Genomic DNA, 19811 nt, shown 5'->3' with positions numbered 1-19811 from the left:
GGATCCATGGATGGGGGGCTCTCCGTGGTGAGGGATAGGGGTAATGGGTTGAAGGCTCAGCCCGTGGTCCACCGCTGGACGAATGGAGCGGGGTGAACCACACCAGCAATGAAGTGGTGAGGATGAAGGCGGTAAACCACGAACCAATGAACCGCCCAAAGGGAACCCCCACCCTTCAGGGCGGGGAGGAGGTCAGTTTCGAGAACTGCTTGGCTTAGTGCTGCTCTTTGCTCGGGTTGCTGCTTAACTTAACCCATAGGTCCATTGCGTAACCAGGCTGTAATGACCCTCTCACCAACCTGAAGGTCCTCTCACTGCTCTTCAGCCTCTCCGGGACTAGGAGTACCGCTCTCTCGCCGTACCGCCTGGCGAAGTTGTATATGAAGTCTTGGAGGAAGGTTACGTAGGCGACGTTCACCCCAGAGTCGACTAGTGCAGAAACCACGTTCTCGGCCACCACCGATGCCTCAATGGGGNTTGTTGATGAGAAGCTCTCATCCATTAGCACGAAGTCACCCCTCCTCAGGAAGTTGGCGAAGCCCCTAAACCTCTTAACCTCCTCCTCAAACTTCCCATAGGATAGTGCCCTANCCTCCCCCCTAAGGAAGTGCGTGTAGACTGCGCCGGGTGTCGGTATTGTGAATGATTCAGCGGGGACGAATAGGCCAGCCCTAGCTAACAGTAGGGCTTGGCCAATAGCCTTGAGAAATGTCGTCTTCCCACCCCTATTCGCACCCGTGATTAGTGTTGCGAATGAGTCGCTAGCATTGATACTCAGGGTGGAGGGTATTGGCTTACTGGATGTTGAGGTGGCTAGGGATAGGCAGTGCAGGTCCTTGAAGGCAAACACGCCTGGGTTAACCTCCGGGTATGTTTGAGGGAGGCCAATCCTCGCAAAGAAGTCGCTCATGTTTATGGCGCCAACGTAAAATGAGAGCTGCTTCATTAAATCCTCAAAGAACTTCATCATGCTGTTGAAGGACCTCAGCAGTACAGTGGCCGACCTATGAAGGACCCACTTCTTTATATCATAGATTATTTGCGGACCAGCCTCATCCCTCGGGTCCAACTTATAGGTGTACTCCCTACCAAGGCTTAGTATCCCTGATAAGAATGAGCCGCCCTCCCTGGGCACCAGCAGGACCGGGTCCTTGAGGTAGTTACTGCCCCCTANCTTCACCGAGAAGGTTACGTTCTCCCTGCTGGTGTCAAATATACTGGCTACACCCCTGGCTGAGGATATGAATTGATCATTTATGTTCGCCGTGAATGATGATATGAACCCCCTAAAGGCTGTTGATGAGAAGCTGGGTGATGACTTAAGTAGTGTTAGCATCTCCTCAAGCCCATCCAGCAGTATCCTTATCCCCCTTGAAGTCTCCTTTGCAACGGCAGGCGGATCATCGGGCCTCAGTAGGAATATGAATAACTCCTTCTTAACCCTCTCAATAGTATCCTTAGCTATCGAGTACATCTTAATGATGACATCCCTATTAGCCAACGCATCCCTAACAGCCTCCTGCCTATACCTCACCGCATCCTCTGAGGAATCCCTGAGCAGCAGCATGCTAGACCACGTCTCGGAGATAAGCTTATCCCCGTTTGAGGCGACTGCTATTATCTTATCTAACTCCAAGTCTACCCTTAAGTCATCTGCTATCGAAATCTTGGATGAATCCCCCATTCTCAGTAGGTCGAATTGAATCACTTAACCACCTTCCTTAAGTCGTCGTAGAGCAGCTGATGCTTTGCAGCAATCCTAACTGCCATGTACTCCTTTGGCGGAGGCCCTGGGATTATCCTGTAAGACGGCTTCTCGGGGTCCTCCGGGGAGGGCATGGCAACTAGGCTTATGGTGAACTCCAGTGACGCCACCTTGGGTATGAAGGTTATGAAGAGGCAGTACGACCTCCTATTACTTAATTCACTGAGGAATAGTTTGGATAGTTGAAAACCCTCATCTGACGTCGTAGTGGAGAATAGTTCATTAGCTATCACAAGCGTGGTGTCGTTGGCCCTCTTAATTATGTTCAACGCCCTGACCACGTCATGCTCAAGCCTACTTAAGCTTTCCCTCGGGTCCTCCTCAGTGGGGAAGGCTGTCATTATTGATGTGAAGAATGGTAACCTAGCCTCAACAGCCGGGACGGGTAACCCCAATGTGGATAAGTAGGCCAATTGCCCGAGGGAAATGGCGAACGTGGTCTTACCCCCGCTATTCATACCGGTGATCACGAAGATCCTCCTAGCCCCGTCAGTGTCTATATCATTGCTTGCAACAGCCTTACCAGCTTTCACCAGCAGTAGATTGTAGAAGCCCTTTACGTGCATTGATCCATCCCTCGTGAAGGATGGTATTGAGAATGTGTATCCCCTCTCCATAATCCTCCTCATGTACCTTAGGTAAGTTAGGTAGAACTCCACCTCCCTGGCGAAGCTCCTCACCCCCTCGTCAATCACCGTGGGGAAGTCCTCCATAAACCTCCTAAGTGTCTCATACTCCTCCCTGTAGAAGCGGAAGGCCCCCTCGAGTATTGCGGCATGTATGTGCGTCATGTCTCCCGTTGACTTAATCCACTTAACCCCCTCACCATTGCCATCCTTGAATATTGAGAATGTGCGTTCAACTAAGGCTGTTAAGTCCTCTCCATCGCCATTATACTTAGATACCTTTATGCCGTCTTCCACGANCCTCACCTTAATGATAATCCTATCCCTGGCCTCCTTAGCCTCACGGGCCCTCTCCTTCATTGAGCGGAAGTATGGGCTGTTAATCNCCTGTTCGAGGTAGTTTAGGAATTGCTTAAGCCCCTCGGACCTAGGCCCAATGGCACTTAGCCCATTGTAAAATGACTCCACGGCATCAATGTATGTAAAGGCCGCGTCCAGATGCAGCCCAACCTTATGCTGATCATAAGCCTCCTCCTNCAGTTGAATTAGCCTCTCGCTCTTCCTAATCCCCTCAACAAATCCCTCCACCATCTTGTAAACATCATTCATTATTAAATCCTGGAGGACCATTAACCTAAACACTGCGGTCTCCTCCCTACTTAACGGCTCTAGGTAAAGCTCCCTCAGGAATTCATCCCTATTCCTATCCAGGATATCGTCAACAAGCTCCAGTATCCTAAGATCATTTGCAACATCATCACCCACCATACTCCCCCTCTCACCCAGTATACTCCTATACTCCATTAACTCACCTAATAGGCACCTTGAGAAATCAATGACTTTTAACGCTTTCTCTCTGTGTTAAGTAATGAGGAATACTTTGTAGGTTTCAATGATACTAAGTTATTGGTTGAATGATGTTTAGGTAAATGATTAAGTGTACTTAAGAACAAAATGTATTAAAACTGACACCATTAAGTTGCTGTAACCCAAGTGAACCTGAGCGGGCTGTTTCGGTTTTCATAATAATTGTAGCTTATTTCTGTTAATGGTTAGTCCCCAGTTAAATTTATACCAAACGACAAGTCTCGCCCTTAAGGGCGGGAGTAGCTCACTCCGTCATGCTAATACTATATTGTGTAATGGTACTGGGATTGGGGGTTCCCTCAATTAACGTTGGCTTAGGAATCCTGCATACTAGTGCGTAGGGGCATTTGTGGCATGAGGCGTATGGCTTCTTGGGTGGCTCCCTAATCCAAGTCCTGAGCGTCTTGAATAAATTGCCCACTATTCCTGTATAGGAATTGAACGTTCTGGGGTAACACGGCGTTCCTGAGGACTAGGTATGCCTGGACGATGTTGATTCCAACCTGGCGCATAATGTAGGCGTAGAGTGCGAGTTGCGGTACAGCCTTATCAAGCTTATCAGTCGAATAACTCTTAACCTCAATCACACCGCACACACCATTCTTACAATAAACTATATCTGGCACGGCAGTTAATGGGGCTAATACATAATGCGGCTCAGCCTCAATCTTATCGTACTTCCCCTCATTAGCCTTCTTGAACCACTCGAAGTAGGCCTCGTGTACTGCATTGCCGTACTCCTTGATATCACCCTCCTCAAGGCCCCATGTACCATAGAGCATTATATTCCACACGTGGCAGCGTGGCTTTGCGATGAGTGATGGGGCTGGCGTGTGGGGTGGGTCAAGCCAGGTGTACTTTCCAATGCGCATTATCGGCTGGGCTGGCGGCTTGTTGATAGGTAGGCGTGCCTCTAGGATGGTTTTGAGTATAGGCTCTGGGAGCATGGTTAGCCAGGCCGTGAGGCATGCCTACGCTGATGCTGAATTGGCTAGGCTAGCCTTCAATGACCTTATTAGGCTCTATGGTGCACATGACGTGTACCCTGGCCTCCACGAGGCCTTGAATTGGCTTGTGAAGCACGGTGATGCGAGGCGTGTCTGGTACACGGCACTAGACCTAGCACCAAAGTACNCAGTGTCATTAAGCCAACTCATGAACGCCCCAAGACCTGTCGTTATCACGCTTAGGGATGTTATGGTTCACAGGGAGTACGTCAGCCTCCTAATGCAGGTTCTCTTGGCAAGGGCCTACCACGAGGGGTTATCCAAGCCGTTTATGGAGAGGGTTGAGAATATCCTAGTCTTCGACGAGGATACTTGATTATTGAATCACCCATCCTTGAACTAGTCGTTAGGGGTATTCGTAAAATGGGCTTTGGAGTGTGGGTTATCACGCAGAGCCTCGGCGACGTGAAGCCAGCCACACTGCAGAGCTTTGGGTTCAGCTACTGCTCCAGGGGCCTGCGCCTTACGCTGAGGGTGGTGGGGCGTTCCTTCTTGGTGAGGATAACGTGAGGTGGCTTAGCCAGGTCAATAATCCGAGGGTCTTCGGCGGTGAGTACACTTCAAGTATCCTAGTCTACCCACCCAGGCCTAGGAGGGTGTTCGTTAAGCTAGAGCCTGTTAAGGGTTAGGCACCCACTGGAGTGGGTTTGGATTAGGGAATCACCTACGCCTAACCAACCCATGCACTACTATTATAATAATTATTATATAATATATAGTGTAATAAGCAGTACAAGCGATGCAGGCCGCTTAACCAAGCCACTAGCCACTAAGCCCAACAGCGGCAATACCAACCAGCCCGATTGCAATAGCCTCCACCTCAAGCCTGGGCATGATTAATAAGCCACCCAGCCCCCTAATTAGCCCTCGAAGCCTTGGCGCCACTGGGCATGTATGATTCACTGGGCTTGGCCAGGACACCACGCCACCCACCTAGCCGACAATGAGGCCCATGCGTGATTCACAGCCTCCTCAACATTAACCCTTGTATCCTGATAATACTCACCATCCTACTGCGGGCTTCATCAGCGAGTCCTGGGTTTAGGATTAGGCTTGAAGCCTGGGGCATGGGTAAACTGGCGTGGGGTTAATAAGCTGGTGGATTAGGGTACAACCCGCAGGTTATTAACGTTAGTGCATAGGTCAGTGAACGCCGTTGGATTCCCCGTCAGTAGGAACACACCTAGTGCCCCAGCGAGGTCGCCCAGGTTCCTCTGGAGTTTCTCATCAACCCTCTCTGGGTCTATCCTGGCTAGCGCCGCCATTGCTGTTGCCAGTGCCCTTAGCCAGCGTTGGCAGGGTGGGGAATTAACTGGGTAGATATCGCAAGCATCCACATCGCACAGTATTGAGAGCACCGTGTCCCAGGATTTGCCCTTTACAAGCTCCCTGTACAGGTTTTCATCAATGCTGGTGTCAGTGAGTAGCCTCCTTGGTAGTTCATCGAGGAAGTCGATGGCCTTGGGTTGGGCCTGTGCAGTCTGGGTCATGAATACCCCACTGGAGTGGTGGCTAATAAGCTAACCCGTAATGTTAATTGGCCGTATTGCAATCGTAGTCGTGGTACCATTGTAGATTATGGCCACTGCAGTATTATTCACTGGGCTTATTATAGGCTTGGGTAGGGTGTTATGAAGAGAAAGAGAGGCTTTTATGCAATAAAAGAATAGAAAAGCACTCTGCGCCTAAGCTTTCACTTAATCTTTTTTCCTTCTTAGCCTCTTAGTAGTAGTTATACATATTGAATTTTTTACAGTAAACTGGGGGGTTAAGTGGTATTACCCTCCACGCTCGCGTCAGGTTTATATAATATTACCAGTAAGTTTACTAGTAGGGTTACTAGTATGGCTAAGGTGTTAGGTAGGAGCAAGTTGTGGGGTAAGGGCTACACTACGGTACCAGTTTTGGTCAGGAGGCTCTTAGATATAAGTGAGGGTAGTGAAATAGAATGGGTACTTAATGATAACAATGAGATAGTGGTTAAAAAAGTGTGATTATGCATATAGACGAAAGGCAATATAAAGTACAAGACCTTGTAGATAGGAAAAGAACATCTTCATATTATACTAATTATGATGGAATTTCCGTCATAAGATCTTTTCTAAAGGAAATTCCAAATAGAGAAGGAATAGTATTAATGGATCCCTTTATGGGTTCTGGTGTTCTACTTTCTTCAGTTAATGATCTGATTAAACCAAGTAAGGTTATTGGTATTGAGATAAATAAAGAACCTTGTGAGTTAGGGCGTAAAATGCTTTCCTCAATTTATGATAACGTAGAAGTTATATGTGGTGATGCGTTCAAAATAGCATGGAAGTATAAGGCTGATATAATAATTTCCAATCCTCCTTTCGTTAGATGGCATCTGATAAGTAATAGGAATGAGATACTGGAATTCATGATTTCTCATGGCTATGGAAAATTTATTTCAAGAAAGGATCCAGGACTTCATATACTTTCAATATTCCTTATCGATTACATACTTAAGGAGGGCGGTTACGCTTCGCTCGTTATCCCAGCTTCCNCGTTTTATACCAGTCAGGGGAGGGGGCTAAAGGAATTTCTGAAGCATAGGTACGACATCCTCACTCTGGTAGAAAACGTTAAGGAGCCTTCGTTTAGTACTGGTAGTGGTTTCAAGGAGCTTATAATTTTCCTTAGAAAGAGAAAATTGTTTGAGCTTCATGAAACACAGACCGCTATTTACCAATATGATGGTAATTTGAGGAGTTTGTACGCCGTTAACGTCAAAAAAGTTCCTAAATTTCTAGGTAGAAACTGGCTCAGCTTATTTGACTACGATAATGCAAGAAAGGTGGTTGAGATAATAGAAAGGGCATTAGAGAAGGGTCTGTTACGTCATCTAAGCAAAGGTGAAATATTAAGAGGGGTTGAGATGTACGGACCGGAGTTCTTTTTCATTCCCAATAAGTATTGGAGTTTGTTAAGGGAAGAAGACTCCGTACTAATTAAGAACAAAGCACAAATTCTAAGTATTCCTAAAAGGTATTTAGTTAAATGTCTTAGAAAGCCAGAGTATTACAATAAGGAAATAGTAGTATCAAACCCTAAATTCTACATACTCGCAATTAATGATGAACCAGAAGGTGATTTGAAGAAATACATTGAGTGGGGAGAGAAGCAAAACTTACCAGCTTTAAAATTCGGGGATAAATGGTATCAACATATTTGGAAGCAATTGCAAACTAAGACCTCATACGGCCACATCTTTATTCATGATAAGCTAGATTTAACTAAGCATAAGATTTTAGCCAATTATAGTGAAAAGCCTTTATGTGCATCAAAAAATTTCTATATATTAAAAGAAAACAATCCGTTAATTGCAGCGTGGTTTAACTCAAGTATTATGAGATATATACTAAAAATTTTCAGCAAGAGAATATCAGATAACTGGACGAGGCTATTAGAGGAGGATTATCTAGAAATCCCAGTACCTTCAAAATCAATGAGTGTTGATTTAAGTGATATTCAGCATGCAGAAGAAAGTATAAGAGAGTATTTAGGTTTGAGTGATATTGAGAGTTCCGCCTTCATCGTAACTAATAGTCACTTTTCGTGACTATTAATCACTCGGCCTCATCACTCTTCTCGTTTTCTATTCTTTCTTTCTCCCAATTTTGAGTGTTGAAGGAGAAGTTTAATATGTAGTCTGAGATTGTAATGCAGAATCTAAAAAAGAATTGAAATCTAAAGTTGGCGGTGTCTCAATTGCCATCATCATTCATGCAGAATCTACAAAAGAATTGAAACTAAATGGCCGAAGCTTTCTTGCCTATAATTATTTAAGCCTTACTTAGGGGCAGCTTGATGCGTATATGTCTAGTACAGCCCTAAGATCGCGGAGAGCTAATTGAGGAGGCATTGGTACTTCTGTATCGTCTTGAATTGCTTTGAGGAAGCCCTGTATCTCCATTTGAACCGTGTTTACCTTGGGTAACTCAACTCTTTTCCCATTAATTATTAAGTCACCATAATTCCTGCCCTTAACCCTGCTTTCGGGGTCCTCTATGATTGAACCGTTTACCCCATACACCTCGAAGAGCGGAGCGCGGGGAGCGCTTGGAAATGCCCATCCATATATGAAGATGCCCACTGCGCCTGACTTAAATTTGAACAAGGCTATACTAGTGTCTTCGCCCTCCATTATGGAGGCAACCCTCCTAGATGATCCGCATACCGCTTCATAGCTCCCGCCAATGTTTAGGAATGTATCCATTAAGTGGATTCCCCCATCTATTAATGAGCCGCCGCCCATTTCCTCAGCCTTGGTTCGCCACCCCGTGGGCGAATGGAATGAAGTGCCCCTGGCGATTATGGTATGAACCCCTAAATCCCTCGTTAACTCAGCTGCCTTTCTGGCGGCTGGATCAAAGAAGTGGTTCTCGGCAACCATGAACTTAACGCCGGCCTCCCTCGCTGCATTGATTATTGCCTCCCCCTCCTGGATTGATCTCGCTATGGGCTTCTCAAGCAACACGTGCTTACCGGCCTTGAATGCCTTTATCGACATGTCTAGGTGCGCATCATGGCTGACCACCAGGTCCACCGCATCCACGGGGGATGCAAGTGCCTCATCATATGAAGTAAAGTAGCCCGCTGCCCCCCACTCCTCGGCGCATTTCTCCGCCGCCTCCCTGTTCCTGGAGAATACGTATAGCTCGATGCCCCCAATGGATTTAATTGCCTCTAAGTGAACCCGCCCAAAACCCCTGCAACCAATTACTGCGATCTTCATTGATGCACAGCGCCTCCTGCACTATTATATTTTTTCATTAATACCGCAATTATTGGGGCAATTAATCCCAGGGCAGCATCGATCAAGTATGGACCCCTAGTAGCCATGAATACATTAATCAATCCATACAGCATTAGCAATATGGAGAATGAGGCAAGCAGGTAAGCCATTCTTCTCCTGAGGAATGCGGCGGATAATAATGCCGCGATAATTAATGAGAAGTAGAGGGCGGAGATCGATGGGATAATCGTTAATTCATAGAATAATCCATAGTTAATTAGACTAATTGCGCTAAGCGCCATCACTAAGGAAACCAATGCCGCGCTGGATCCCCTAATGCGTAGGCCCCTCCTCAATAAGCCATTTAACGCCGCGTATTCAACTAATATAATTGAGTATTGGCCGATTGATTGCAAGTAATAAATAATCCTTGGAGCCATGAAGAGGCCGCCGAGCACCATTAATGATGAGGATAATATGAATGCGAGGGGAGCAACCCACGCGGCGCGGGTATCTCCATCGATATAGGGAACCAGGGTGATGCATACGAGGAGGAGGCTAGTGGATAATATGTTGAGGAAAGCATCGTGTGGAGTGTACAGGGATGGCGAGAANCTCCACCCGAGCGGGACTGATAACGCCACTTGGATGAGGGATGCCGCCAACAATGCTGGATACACTAATTCACTAATCACTAGGAGCGATGCGGCGGCTGGCAATAGTAGTGTCAGCAATATGGATAATGCCCCACTTAGGTTCAATACATAGAAAACGATGTAATCAATTGTGTAAACAATGTAGAGAAAATAGCTGAGTATCCAGGCATATAATTGTATCTTGGCCAATAATGGGGAAACNGTCCTTGCATATCCATAGAAGCCCTCGCTGCTCCATTGCCGCCTAATAAGGAGGTAGACAAGTGCGGCGAGGGGACTTATGGCTAATGATGATAAGGCAGCATAGAGCGGATCCTCGTGGGACACCGCTAGCGGCAATGGGGACACGGATGCCAAGGCATACCCAAACAAAAGCAAGCGACTCATCCTCATTATTGATAAATCATTGCGTTATTAATCACATTAATGCGGTGATTCACTTGGCTGGAACAGTGCAACGCATTGCTGAAACCGCATTACCATTTTTAAAACCATGAAAATACATAAACCATGCTAGTATCCAGGTGCAGGTGTGGATTCCAGGAGTGCGAGGCTCAATTAAGAAGGCTCATAGAGGAGGCTGGAATGAGGATTATGGCAATCATTGACCACGGCAAGAATGCGGAGGAGGCTGGAATGAAGCTAGGCAACGTTAAGGTAATCCTCTTCGGTAATCCCAGGGCTGGGACACTATTGATGCAGGTAAAGAAGGATGTAGCCATTGACTTGCCCATGAGGATCGCGATTTGGGATGACGATGGGGAAACATTCATTGCATATAGGTTGCCCAGCGAGATCGCCGCCGAGCACGGCATTGATCACGAGGTTATTAAGCGAATGGATGAGGGAGTTATGGAGATAATAAGGAAAGCATTGGCATCGACCCAATGAGGGAATCCGCCGGAAATGTTTTCAAACACATTAATTAACGTTAGCGCGTGATCGCGGCATCGCTGCTATTAAGCACGGTGAGGAGCCTAGGATGCAGCGCCTTATGTGCGCCTCGATGGGCCCTTAGGCGTGGTCTGCAGGGCTTAGGCATTGATGTATTATTGGGCAAGCTAAATGTGAGGAGGGGGGAGTGCCGTGGGAATACAGTAATGGAGGAACCCATTACCATCATTGCGCCCGGTCCAGGCGAGTCAAGGGGTGACTGCCTCATTGTTGAGGGCGCGGGGGAGATAAGCGTGGAATCTATGCGTGCTGCAATGCCTAGGCACCCGCTCTTCATAATTGATTTATCTCTGTGGAATAGGCATAGCGATGTTGAGAAGCGGGAAGTAGTGGAGCAAGTTATGTCATCGATTAATTACGTGAGGGAGTACCTCTGGGATGGGAACTTGATAATAAGTAACTCGACGCCTGAATTCATGGAGCTATTTAATAGGTATGCCCCAAGCATGACGCATGCAGTTAGAATCATTGATTCATTCCCATACTATGAAGTCACGAGCGCTAGGGCGGCCGTTCTTGANCCGTATGGGGATGAGGCCAGCATTGATGATTTGAGGAGAACCGAGGTATTCATATTGGGCGGAATTGTTGATAAGGAGAGGAAGATACGCGACGAGACGCTTGCCCTCTATAGGATGCTTAACTTGGATGATTTGAGGCTGCCCAGGTATAAATTAACGCTGTGGGGATCCAGGGTTGGGGTGCCCGATAGGATAAATAAGGTAATGAAGATAGTGCTGGACGTCGTTGTGATGGGGAGGGGGATCGATGAGGCAATACTGGCGGCCCAATCCAATAAGGACAGGCTGCAGAGATTGGTTCATGAATTGCAGAGGCGGGGAGTCATGATTGAGGAGAACGGCGTGAAGAGGCTCAAGATAAGGAGAAGCGAATTAGAATCAGTAATTAATGGACTTGGAGTGAACGAGAAGGTACTGCGCAGGGCGACGCGCAATGTTAAGCTATTTATAATTGATGATTAAGGAATGCGATCTCGCCCATAAATAAAAGCATATTGCCCCCACCATTTGCGGGGAACTAATTGGGCTTTAGGTGAATTCTCATCCCCGCCATTATTCATAGGAGAGGCGCGGCAATGCTATGGAACCATATGATTCATTAAAGGATTATCGATTAAGCATCGTTGTTTTCACCGTAGGCCGAGCCTACCGTCCCTCCTCAGCCTCTTATCAGCCATGAATAGGAATAGCCAGGATAATCCCAACAATATTGCGGTGAATGCGGTGGCCAACATTAGTTGCGTCATTATTGGGGTACCCAACTCATTTATTCCGGTTGCCCCCTCCCTCATTAAGACGAAGGGATAAGCAAGGGGAGAGNTGGAATTGATTGCCCGTATTGCTGGGCTGAACTCGCTGGGTAGAAGGCCTCCGATGGCCGGTAAAACGAATTGAAGTATGTCGGTAACGACCCAACTAGATCGGAGCCCCGCCACCAGCATTGAGTATATTGATGCCACCGAGAGCAGCGAGGCTGATGCCAGCACTATTGATGCTGCAAGGAGCGCGGGATTCATTATTAATGGCTTCACTCCGAATACCAGCGAGAAGCTGGCCAGTATTATAACCATGTCCAGTAACGAGTAAATTAGGAACGCTAATCCACTGCCGAGAACGTGTTTAAATAATGAGGAACCGCTGCCGAGAACGTACTCCAGCACTCCTTCCTGCTGCTCATCAAGTATTCCATGGCCGAATTCCCAGAGCCACGTCGAGTATAAGGAGAAGGAGTAGGATACCCATATTAATAATTGAAGCGTGGAGCCTCTCAGGGATAAGCCGTACCCCTCCAGGGAGAGCACGAAGAAGGCCAGCCACAGCGGCGCACTGATAATGCTCATCACTAGGGAAGCTGGCCGCGCAAGGAGCGCTCGAAGCCCCTTCTCGGTCTCATTCATTACGTCGCTAAATGCCCTTTCTAAGCAGTGATCTCTGTAGCCTGCCATATGAGTATACACCCAGCGATAAGTAAATCATGGCAGCCACGGCCAAGTAAATGGCTCGACTTGGAGTGAGATAACCCATTACTTCCCCATAGAGCGCCTTGTCAAGCATATGCATGGGGAGAACCCTGATCAGCAACTCGAGCCACTTGGGTAGCGCTTCAATGGGGTAAGTCGCCCCAGATAATAGGGAGGCAGCCGACGTTATTAGCCCCATTAGGGAATCCGNCTCCCTGAACCTCAGCACCACGCCGCTGAGCAGTATGCCGAGTCCATAGAGCGGCATTAACCCAATGAAGAGGAGGAGGAGCGAGGTAATGGAGCGAATTAGGCCGGGCACTCCATAGACTCCATAGGCCACGGGAATAAGCGAGACAAGAAAGGCGGCAACCATTGATGATGCCATCACTATGGATGTGCCGAGCAGTATGAGCAACGCGTTTGTGGGAGAGGCTAGCAGGTACTCCAGTCTCCCCCCGTTTCTCTCCTCCCTCAGGAATCTGGCCCCCGTCTGAATCATTATTATGGATAACATGACCACCTCGAACCCAATGAATTGCTCCATGAATCTATACCTATTAATGCTTGCCAGGAATGATGCAATTATGGCGGTGCCCCCCGCCACGAAGTATGGCAGAATCACGAGAAGAGCTAAGCCGCCGGGTTCCCTGCTGATTATCTTGAATTCGCCCTCAATCACGGCCCCTAGCCTATCCAGCGCGCTCATCCTTCACCGCCGCCATGAATGCCTCCTCCAGCGTTGGCTCCTTCACCGTGACCCCAAGCACCTTATCCCCCGTGCTCAGCAATCTACGTAACTCCGCCACGGGTTCCTTCGTCTCTATCCTAATTANTTTGGAGCCGCTGGGCGTATCTATATCCACCTCAACCACGTACTTTAAGCCGAGCTTGGACTTGATGTCACTGGGCTTTCCCTCCATTATTATCCTCCCCTTATTTATTATGCCGATCAAGTCGCATATCTCCTCCNCCTCCCATAGGTTATGACTGGTTAGTAGGATTGCTTTCCCGCTCCTCTTCAATTCGATTAATAGGTTCCTGACTGATCTGGATGAGAGTGGATCCAGCCCTATGGTTGGTTCATCCAAGTATATTATGGGGGGATCGTGGATCAAGGCCCTAGCTATGGATAACCTAACCCGTATCCCTAAACTATACTCCTCAAAGGACCTATTGGCCGCATCGATTAAGTCCAATCGCTTAAGCAATTCCAGTGCTCTATGCTCCGCATCTTTTTTGCTTAATCCATAGAGCCTGCCGAAGTATACTAGGTTCTCGAAGCCGCTGAGCCTCGCGTAGAACCCCTTATCCGGGTACAGAACTAGCCCTATGCTTTTCCTGACTTCCTTGGCTTGCCTAACCACATCGAACCCATTTACCTCCGCTGAACCAGCGTCAGGCAGCAATAGGGNTGATAGTATTTTCACGGCCGTGGATTTCCCCGCGCCATTTGGGCCAAGCAATCCATATGCCTCGCCCCACCTTATTCTGAACGATAAATCGCTGAGCGCGGTTATGATGGCTCGCCTACGCCTAATTAGCCCCATTCTCTCAAGAGTCACAAAGCTTTTTCTAATGCCATTAACCCGAACGGCATCCATCTATTCATGGGNATTGGGATACCTTTTATTCTTTGTCCTTGAAAGTATGTTTCCCGAATATGTCTAATGCCATTGGTTCGCTCATTGTTTAGTTCTTTCTTGGAAAAAGTTATAAATATGGCTATATCAGTAGGGTTGGATGTCTTTACTAGATATAGATGAATTGAAGCGCAAAATAACAGGGCTCAATAATGAGATAGCAACGATCAATAAGCAAATAAACGATGTTTACGCGGAAATGAATGAAAAGAAGAATAAGTTGAATGAAGTGAGGGCTAAGATAAATGACGCGATTAATCAAATAAATCAGAAGAGACAGAAACTGAATGAGATACGGAATAAAATAGCCAAACTAGTGGAGGAGAGGAATAACCTCGTGAATGAATTGAAGAGAATGAAGGAGGAGCGGGGGAGAATGCTTGATGAATTAAATGCGAAGCGTGAGAAGGCCAATAAGTTGAGGGAGCTAATGAGGCTGGCCATGGAGTACACGGACGGCAAGATACCGGATAAAGAGAGGCTTAAGGACTTAATAGATAGAATGGAGTACGATCATGAGGTTAGCCCCACGGATCCACAGAGGGAGCAGGAGTTCTATAAGATGATTTTCCAGCTTGAGAAGGAAATGGTTACGGCGGAGACCCTTGAGAAGCTGAGGAGCAGGCTGGAGGAGGAGAGGGGCAAGATAAAGGAGGCGGCGGAGAAGAGGAGGGAGCTAGCTAATAGAATGAAGGAATTATACGAGGGAAGATATCAGGAAGTGAAGAACCAAATCAAGGCACTCATAGAGGAAGCCAATAAGGAGAGGGAGGAATTAGTTAAGCTCAAGGAGCTAAGGGACTCCCTTAAGAAGGAGAGGGATGAGATTAAGGCATACATGTTATCCAAGTACGTGGAGGTCAAGCAACTAAAGGAAAGGAGGAGCGGACTCTATGATGAGCTCAACAAGAATAAGATGCTTCTCACTGCCGCGTATAAATCAATTAACATGAATAAGAAGAGGGCGGAGGAGGAGAAACAGAAGGAGGAGCTCCGTAAGCGGGCCGAGGAAATCAAGAAAAAGCTAGATAGCGGCGAGCGAGTATCATTCGAGGAGTTAAAAATATTAACCGAGCTTGAAACGGATAATTAAAAGGAATGTCAAACGTAAGCAAGTTATTGGTTTTATGCGTAGACATAGATGATGATGTAGGGGATAGGCTGGGCGCCAAGACTCCGGTAATTGGCCGCGAGNATGTCTTGAAGGTGGCCATGGACTACATACTGAAGTATCCCGATGATTCCGACGCCAATGCAATATTCGGTGCAATTCAATTATATGACTCCATGGTTTCATCATTCGGGAAAGAAAACGTGGAGGTGGCTCTAGTCGCCGGCTCCAGCAGGAATGAAGTCATGGCCAACATAAAGATATTGAGGGAAGTAGAGGAAATACTGAGCAGGTTCAATGCCGATGGAGTTATACTAGTGTCTGATGGACCATCAGATGAGGCGGCGGCCGAGATCATAAGAACCAGGAGGCCCATAATATCCATCAAGAGAATAGTGGTTAAGCAGACTAGGGGATTCGAGGAAGTCGCCGTCCTCACGCGTTACTATATCTTAAAGGCAATAATGGAGCCTCAATTAAGGAGGTACACCGTTGGGTTACCTGCTCTCCTGATACTCATCTATGCCGCTTGGCTATTTATTCCCCAAACGGTGAGGGGCATAGCGTCATCAGTGCTGCTCATCTCGATTGGGGCCGGCCTCCTCGGCTTTGCGCTTGATGTACATAAGCCAATTATTCAATTCGCTAAATCATATGAAATAACTTTCTTCGTCTCCATAGTATCATCATTCCTATTGTCCCTCTACGTCTCAATAAACCTACTAGTGCTGCACCTGTCCCCAGCATCATTAATTAGCCCCGGCTTCACGTTCATCAATGCATTGGGCTTCGTGCTGGGCATAATAGTGGCCATAAACGCCGTGGAGCTTTACTCCAAGACCCATAGATTCCCGTATGGGCACATAGCCGGCATCTCAATGATATCCCCATTATTCATATTGATCAGCTTGGCCTATGGCTTCATAAATGGATTAATCCAACTNAATCTAATACTGGCATATATGTTAATATACTTCGCCACTAACCTAGCCGTCCTATTAACCCTTGTAGAGATAAGGAGGAGGCGTTATTCATAGGATTGGAGAAGCTTTTTAAACGGGGGAGGCACGACGTAATCGATAGGTAATGACCAAGAGAACCCATGGATATAGAGCCAAGAGCCGGAGCATACTTAGGAAGCATCCAAGGGAGAGGGGGCGGCCGGGCTTGATTAGGTGGATGTATGAGTATAATCCTGGCGATAAGGTAATAATAGATATAGATCCAACTAATATAACTACGGCACCCCACAGGAGATACCAGGGACGAGTGGGCACAGTTGCTGGGTTAAGGGGCAAAGCACTCATAATAGATGTAGAATTCGATAAGGTGAGGAAAACCATAATCACAACCCCAGACCACGTGAGACCATTTAAGGCCCAATCAAACGAAGCAGCTGCGCAAGAGTCCACGCAGCAGTAATCCTCAAAGGGAAACATTTTAATAATCATAACACATGCGCATCGCCCTAATGAGCATAGATGAGGCGCGGGGGAAAAGTCACGTAATACTGGCAATAGATGAGGATGAGCCGGGGAAGTATTGGAGCGTGTTGGATGGCTTGGGGTCAATGGTTAAGGCAGTGAAGCTTGGCTGGATGGCTATACTAAGCATGGGGACAAGCGGCGTCAGTGAACTTATAAGGAAAAACGATGATAAGTACTTCATTATGGATGCGAAAATGGCGGATGTGAATTTCATAAATGAGAAAATCACGAGAAAGCTGAGGAGCATTGGATTTAATGGAGTCATAATTCATGGATTCATTGGGTCAAGCAATGCGCCGCCGCCTCTCCTGGACATATTTGTGCTAGTATCCATGAGCCAGGGACCAACGCTTTATGATAAGTCGTTCAGCGAGGCGTTGAGCTACGCCAAGGAAATAAAGCGTAAAGGCATAGTTGTGCCCGGAAATAGGCCTGACCTAATTAGGTTAGCGAGGGAATCCTTTCCCATGGACGTGATAATTAGTCCAGGCATTGGGGCCCAGGGGGGAAGAATTGGGTGCGCAGTGAGGAGCGGCGCGGATTTCGGCATTGTCGGCAGATCCATTTATGAATCCAGCGACCCAGTTAAGGCATTACTAGAGCTAGAGAAGGAGGCACGGGAAGCGCGGTGCTAGGACTTGATTAATGTGCGTTCCCCAATTAATTGCCTGAACCGCGGCTCGTACTCACCATCAATCATCAATAATTTACCGCCCATTATTGTAGCAACTATTCGGCCGAGGACGCTTCTCCCATTAAATGGGCTGTGGCGGGCCTTGGATTGGAACTTGGATTGATCGATCACGGTCACGGACTTTGTGTCCACCAAGGTAAGAGAGTTCGATGCATCTATTCCCAAGATCGAGGCAGGCTTATGTGAATACAGGGAAACGACTTGCTGGATATCGATTAACCCCCTCCTCCAGAGATCAATCAAGAGGAGACTTGTGGTCTCGAGTCCTGGGAAGCCGGGCGCGGTTTCCAGATAATTTCTTCCATACTTTTCACTAAACGCGTGAGGCGCGTGATCGCTGGCCACGGCATCTATCTTGCCCTCCAGTAGGGCCCGCAATAATTCGATTCTATGATGCCTATTCCTAAGCGGGGGATTCACCTTGCAGTAAAACGGGNCGCCCACGGCCTTGCTGCATTCCTCATAATCCAGGAGAACGTGATGCATGGTAACATCAACGCTGAGGCCAATGTGTCGCAATTCATTGACTAACCTAATAACGAGGGGATTAGTCACGTGAGTGAAGTGAATCCTAACCCCATGAAGCAGGCTCAACCTAGCCGCATTTAGGAAACACGATAATTCAGAATCAATTGGCCTAGCCAAGTTATGAATGGATATATCGCTTCCATCCACTGACCTAAACATGGCTGGATCCTCGCAATGCATTATGAGCATCATGCCAAGCTCGGCCGCCCGCTGAGCCAACTCGTTAAGGGAACCCAAGTCCTCTGGATAAACCTTAATGGATCTAATGCCGGCATTAAGATAATTCTTAAGCTCATCAAGATAGGCGGGAACACCTCCATGCAGCCTATAAATTATTGGGAGGAGCCTCGCCTCGCTTATTCTCTTGACAATGGCCTCGGCACTCCGCATTGGGGGAACAGTGTTAGGCATGTCCCCCACGCCAATTACTCCGCCAGCTAAGGCGGCACGTGAACCGCTCTCCATGTCCTCCTTATATGATTGTNCCCACCCCCTTAGATGCACATGCATATCCACGAAGCCCGGTAAGGCCAATATATTGCTCGGCAATTCTATTGAGCCCTCGCCCTCCATGGTTAACCTGTCCCTAGCTAATTTTCCGTTAATGTACCTAACAACGCTTAGAGACGCCACTATTCAATCAAGCGGTGGTCTCTAATAAAGATGGGGGGTCATGATTACGACAGCCAACGTACATACTCCTATACACCGAAAAAAGCATTTATAAGGAATGAAACCGCCAAACAACCATGAACAAGCTGATCCCAGCAATGATAATACTGGCGGCAGTGGGCGGCATAACGATAGCGGAGGCTGCCGTGGGTAACTTGGCCTACATAACCTATAGGATAACCAATCAATTTAATGCGCAGCCAACCATAAATCCAGCCAATTTCAACCTGGGCAACCTGACAGCTGGATCCAGCGGAACAATCACTGAAACCGCGACAGTGGCTGTGCCAAGCAATGGGGGCTATGAAATATCGCTCAGGGATAAGCCGCTTGAGGACTCATTCTCATCATTCAATGTAACCATAATGGTGGGTAATTACTCAATAACATTAAACGAAGAAAATGATTCGGCCAGCATTTACTTAGCCAAGGGCACCTACTCGGTTACTATAACCATAAGCTACACGGTATCCGGCGACGCCAATAATAAAACCGTGATTAATCAACCCTTCTTATCCATAAAGCCAACACATGAGGCCAATAACGATAATGGNCATCACGAGTCNACATCGACGGAAATAAATAATGCAAACGAGACATTAACAGAAACAAGCAACGCCAANGAGACCAATACNGATCAATAATTCATTAAACATCAAGGGATGAAGNNAACGCCTCTTCTTGAAACCATTATCCTTAATCCAAGATGCTTCACGTACTTATCAGCGATCGAAAGTATGCATCACGCGATTCATGATCGAGCTGCCTCATCACTACGAGACGAAGCGACAACCACTAAATTAATTTATATGCATGGGGGAAACATCGCCATTTATGGCGGGGATGAGGGGGAATAACTTTAAATATTTGATGTTCCTGTTTTTCTGATGCCCATCGTGGGGTTTAGGTTTAGAGCATATACTGACGGACAGACGCTGAGGGCGTTAAAGGCCCAATTGGAAGTGGCTTGTGAGGTCTACAATACCCTACGATGGGCAGACACGTACTTCTACCATGAGGATGGGAAGGGATTAACCCTCACGGAGTTGAGGCAACTAGCCCTC

The 19811-nt window shown here is 47.3% G+C and carries 20 protein-coding genes; 10 read left to right on the top strand and 10 right to left on the bottom strand.

Annotated features, from left to right (window positions below; genetic code table 11):
- Positions 1-214: 214 nt before the first annotated feature.
- The 3 genes from AT710_05135 to AT710_05125 all read right to left on the bottom strand — a co-directional run bounded on the left by AT710_05135 (position 215) and on the right by AT710_05125 (position 4040).
- A complete protein-coding gene (locus tag AT710_05135; protein ID KUO91985.1) occupies positions 215-1708 on the bottom strand; it encodes a hypothetical protein in 1494 nt (497 codons plus the stop codon).
- Complete coding sequence (locus AT710_05130) at positions 1705-3195, bottom strand: hypothetical protein (protein KUO91984.1); 1491 nt, start codon at positions 3193-3195, stop codon at positions 1705-1707. The genes AT710_05135 and AT710_05130 overlap by 4 nt, the downstream gene beginning before the upstream one ends.
- Before the next feature lie 446 nt (positions 3196-3641).
- Positions 3642-4040 carry a hypothetical protein gene (locus AT710_05125; protein ID KUO91983.1) on the bottom strand — a complete coding sequence of 133 codons (399 nt, stop codon included), beginning with the start codon at positions 4038-4040 and terminating at the stop codon, positions 3642-3644.
- A 31-nt stretch (positions 4041-4071) separates the two neighbouring features.
- On the opposite strand from AT710_05125, the gene AT710_05120 reads away from it, so the two are divergent.
- Positions 4072-4581 carry a hypothetical protein gene (locus tag AT710_05120; GenBank protein KUO91982.1) on the top strand — a complete coding sequence of 170 codons (510 nt, stop codon included), beginning with the start codon at positions 4072-4074 and terminating at the stop codon, positions 4579-4581.
- A gap of 61 nt (positions 4582-4642) precedes the next feature.
- Positions 4643-4894: a hypothetical protein gene (locus tag AT710_05115; GenBank protein KUO91981.1), complete on the top strand. Its 252-nt coding sequence runs from the start codon at positions 4643-4645 to the stop codon at positions 4892-4894.
- A gap of 474 nt (positions 4895-5368) precedes the next feature.
- Here the strand turns inward: AT710_05115 and AT710_05110 are convergent, their stop codons facing one another.
- Positions 5369-5755: a hypothetical protein gene (locus AT710_05110; GenBank protein KUO91980.1), complete on the bottom strand. Its 387-nt coding sequence runs from the start codon at positions 5753-5755 to the stop codon at positions 5369-5371.
- 506 nt (positions 5756-6261) lie between these two features.
- Here AT710_05110 and AT710_05105 point away from each other — a divergent pair.
- Positions 6262-7845 (top strand): DNA methylase, encoded by a 1584-nt coding sequence (locus tag AT710_05105; GenBank protein ID KUO91979.1) that lies wholly within the window; start codon positions 6262-6264, stop codon positions 7843-7845.
- A 234-nt stretch (positions 7846-8079) separates the two neighbouring features.
- Here AT710_05105 and AT710_05100 read toward each other — a convergent pair whose 3' ends face one another.
- Together AT710_05100 and AT710_05095 are read right to left on the bottom strand one after the other, a co-directional pair.
- Positions 8080-9021, bottom strand: coding sequence for a dehydrogenase (locus AT710_05100; protein ID KUO91978.1), 942 nt, complete (start codon positions 9019-9021; stop codon positions 8080-8082).
- Positions 9018-10064: a hypothetical protein gene (locus AT710_05095; GenBank protein ID KUO91977.1), complete on the bottom strand. Its 1047-nt coding sequence runs from the start codon at positions 10062-10064 to the stop codon at positions 9018-9020. Before AT710_05095 ends, AT710_05100 begins: the two co-directional genes overlap by 4 nt.
- Positions 10065-10187: 123 nt before the next feature.
- On the opposite strand from AT710_05095, the gene AT710_05090 reads away from it, so the two are divergent.
- Both AT710_05090 and AT710_05085 read left to right on the top strand, forming a co-directional pair.
- The gene (locus tag AT710_05090) at positions 10188-10568 is read left to right on the top strand and encodes a hypothetical protein (GenBank protein ID KUO91976.1); all 381 of its coding nucleotides are present in this window, start codon (positions 10188-10190) and stop codon (positions 10566-10568) included.
- Positions 10569-10615: 47 nt separating this feature from the next.
- On the top strand, positions 10616-11614 hold the full coding sequence (locus AT710_05085; protein ID KUO91975.1) for a hypothetical protein: 999 nt from the start codon (positions 10616-10618) through the stop codon (positions 11612-11614).
- A gap of 167 nt (positions 11615-11781) precedes the next feature.
- Here the strand turns inward: AT710_05085 and AT710_05080 are convergent, their stop codons facing one another.
- The 3 genes from AT710_05080 to AT710_05070 form a co-directional block, all read right to left on the bottom strand.
- Positions 11782-12597, bottom strand: a complete 816-nt coding sequence (locus AT710_05080; GenBank protein ID KUO91974.1) for a hypothetical protein — start codon at positions 12595-12597, stop codon at positions 11782-11784.
- Positions 12557-13321, bottom strand: coding sequence for an ABC transporter (locus AT710_05075; GenBank protein ID KUO91973.1), 765 nt, complete (start codon positions 13319-13321; stop codon positions 12557-12559). Before AT710_05075 ends, AT710_05080 begins: the two co-directional genes overlap by 41 nt.
- Entirely contained in the window at positions 13305-14216 is a 912-nt protein-coding gene (locus AT710_05070; protein ID KUO91972.1) for an ABC transporter ATP-binding protein, read from the bottom strand. Before AT710_05070 ends, AT710_05075 begins: the two co-directional genes overlap by 17 nt.
- A 139-nt stretch (positions 14217-14355) precedes the next feature.
- On the opposite strand from AT710_05070, the gene AT710_05065 reads away from it, so the two are divergent.
- The 4 genes from AT710_05065 (at position 14356) to AT710_05050 (ending at position 17488) form a co-directional block, all read left to right on the top strand.
- Complete coding sequence (locus AT710_05065) at positions 14356-15348, top strand: hypothetical protein (protein ID KUO91971.1); 993 nt, start codon at positions 14356-14358, stop codon at positions 15346-15348.
- 5 nt (positions 15349-15353) lie between these two features.
- Complete coding sequence (locus AT710_05060) at positions 15354-16403, top strand: hypothetical protein (GenBank protein ID KUO91970.1); 1050 nt, start codon at positions 15354-15356, stop codon at positions 16401-16403.
- Between the two features lie 49 nt (positions 16404-16452).
- Positions 16453-16788, top strand: coding sequence for a 50S ribosomal protein L21 (locus AT710_05055; GenBank protein KUO91969.1), 336 nt, complete (start codon positions 16453-16455; stop codon positions 16786-16788).
- Positions 16789-16837: 49 nt separating this feature from the next.
- Positions 16838-17488, top strand: a complete 651-nt coding sequence (locus AT710_05050) for a hypothetical protein (protein KUO91968.1) — start codon at positions 16838-16840, stop codon at positions 17486-17488.
- On the opposite strand, the gene AT710_05045 is transcribed toward AT710_05050, so the two are convergent.
- Positions 17485-18708: a hypothetical protein gene (locus AT710_05045; GenBank protein KUO91967.1), complete on the bottom strand. Its 1224-nt coding sequence runs from the start codon at positions 18706-18708 to the stop codon at positions 17485-17487. The two genes, AT710_05050 and AT710_05045, sit on opposite strands and share 4 nt — an antisense overlap.
- 116 nt (positions 18709-18824) lie before the next feature.
- Here AT710_05045 and AT710_05040 point away from each other — a divergent pair, with 116 nt between their 5' ends.
- Positions 18825-19391, top strand: coding sequence for a hypothetical protein (locus tag AT710_05040; GenBank protein KUO91966.1), 567 nt, complete (start codon positions 18825-18827; stop codon positions 19389-19391).
- Positions 19392-19811 lie beyond the last annotated feature (420 nt).

Origin of the sequence: Thermocladium sp. ECH_B, from assembly GCA_001516585.1 — an archaeon.
Classification (GTDB): Archaea; Thermoproteota; Thermoprotei; order Thermoproteales; family Thermocladiaceae; genus Thermocladium.
This window is presented reverse-complemented; position numbering and strand designations above follow the sequence as displayed.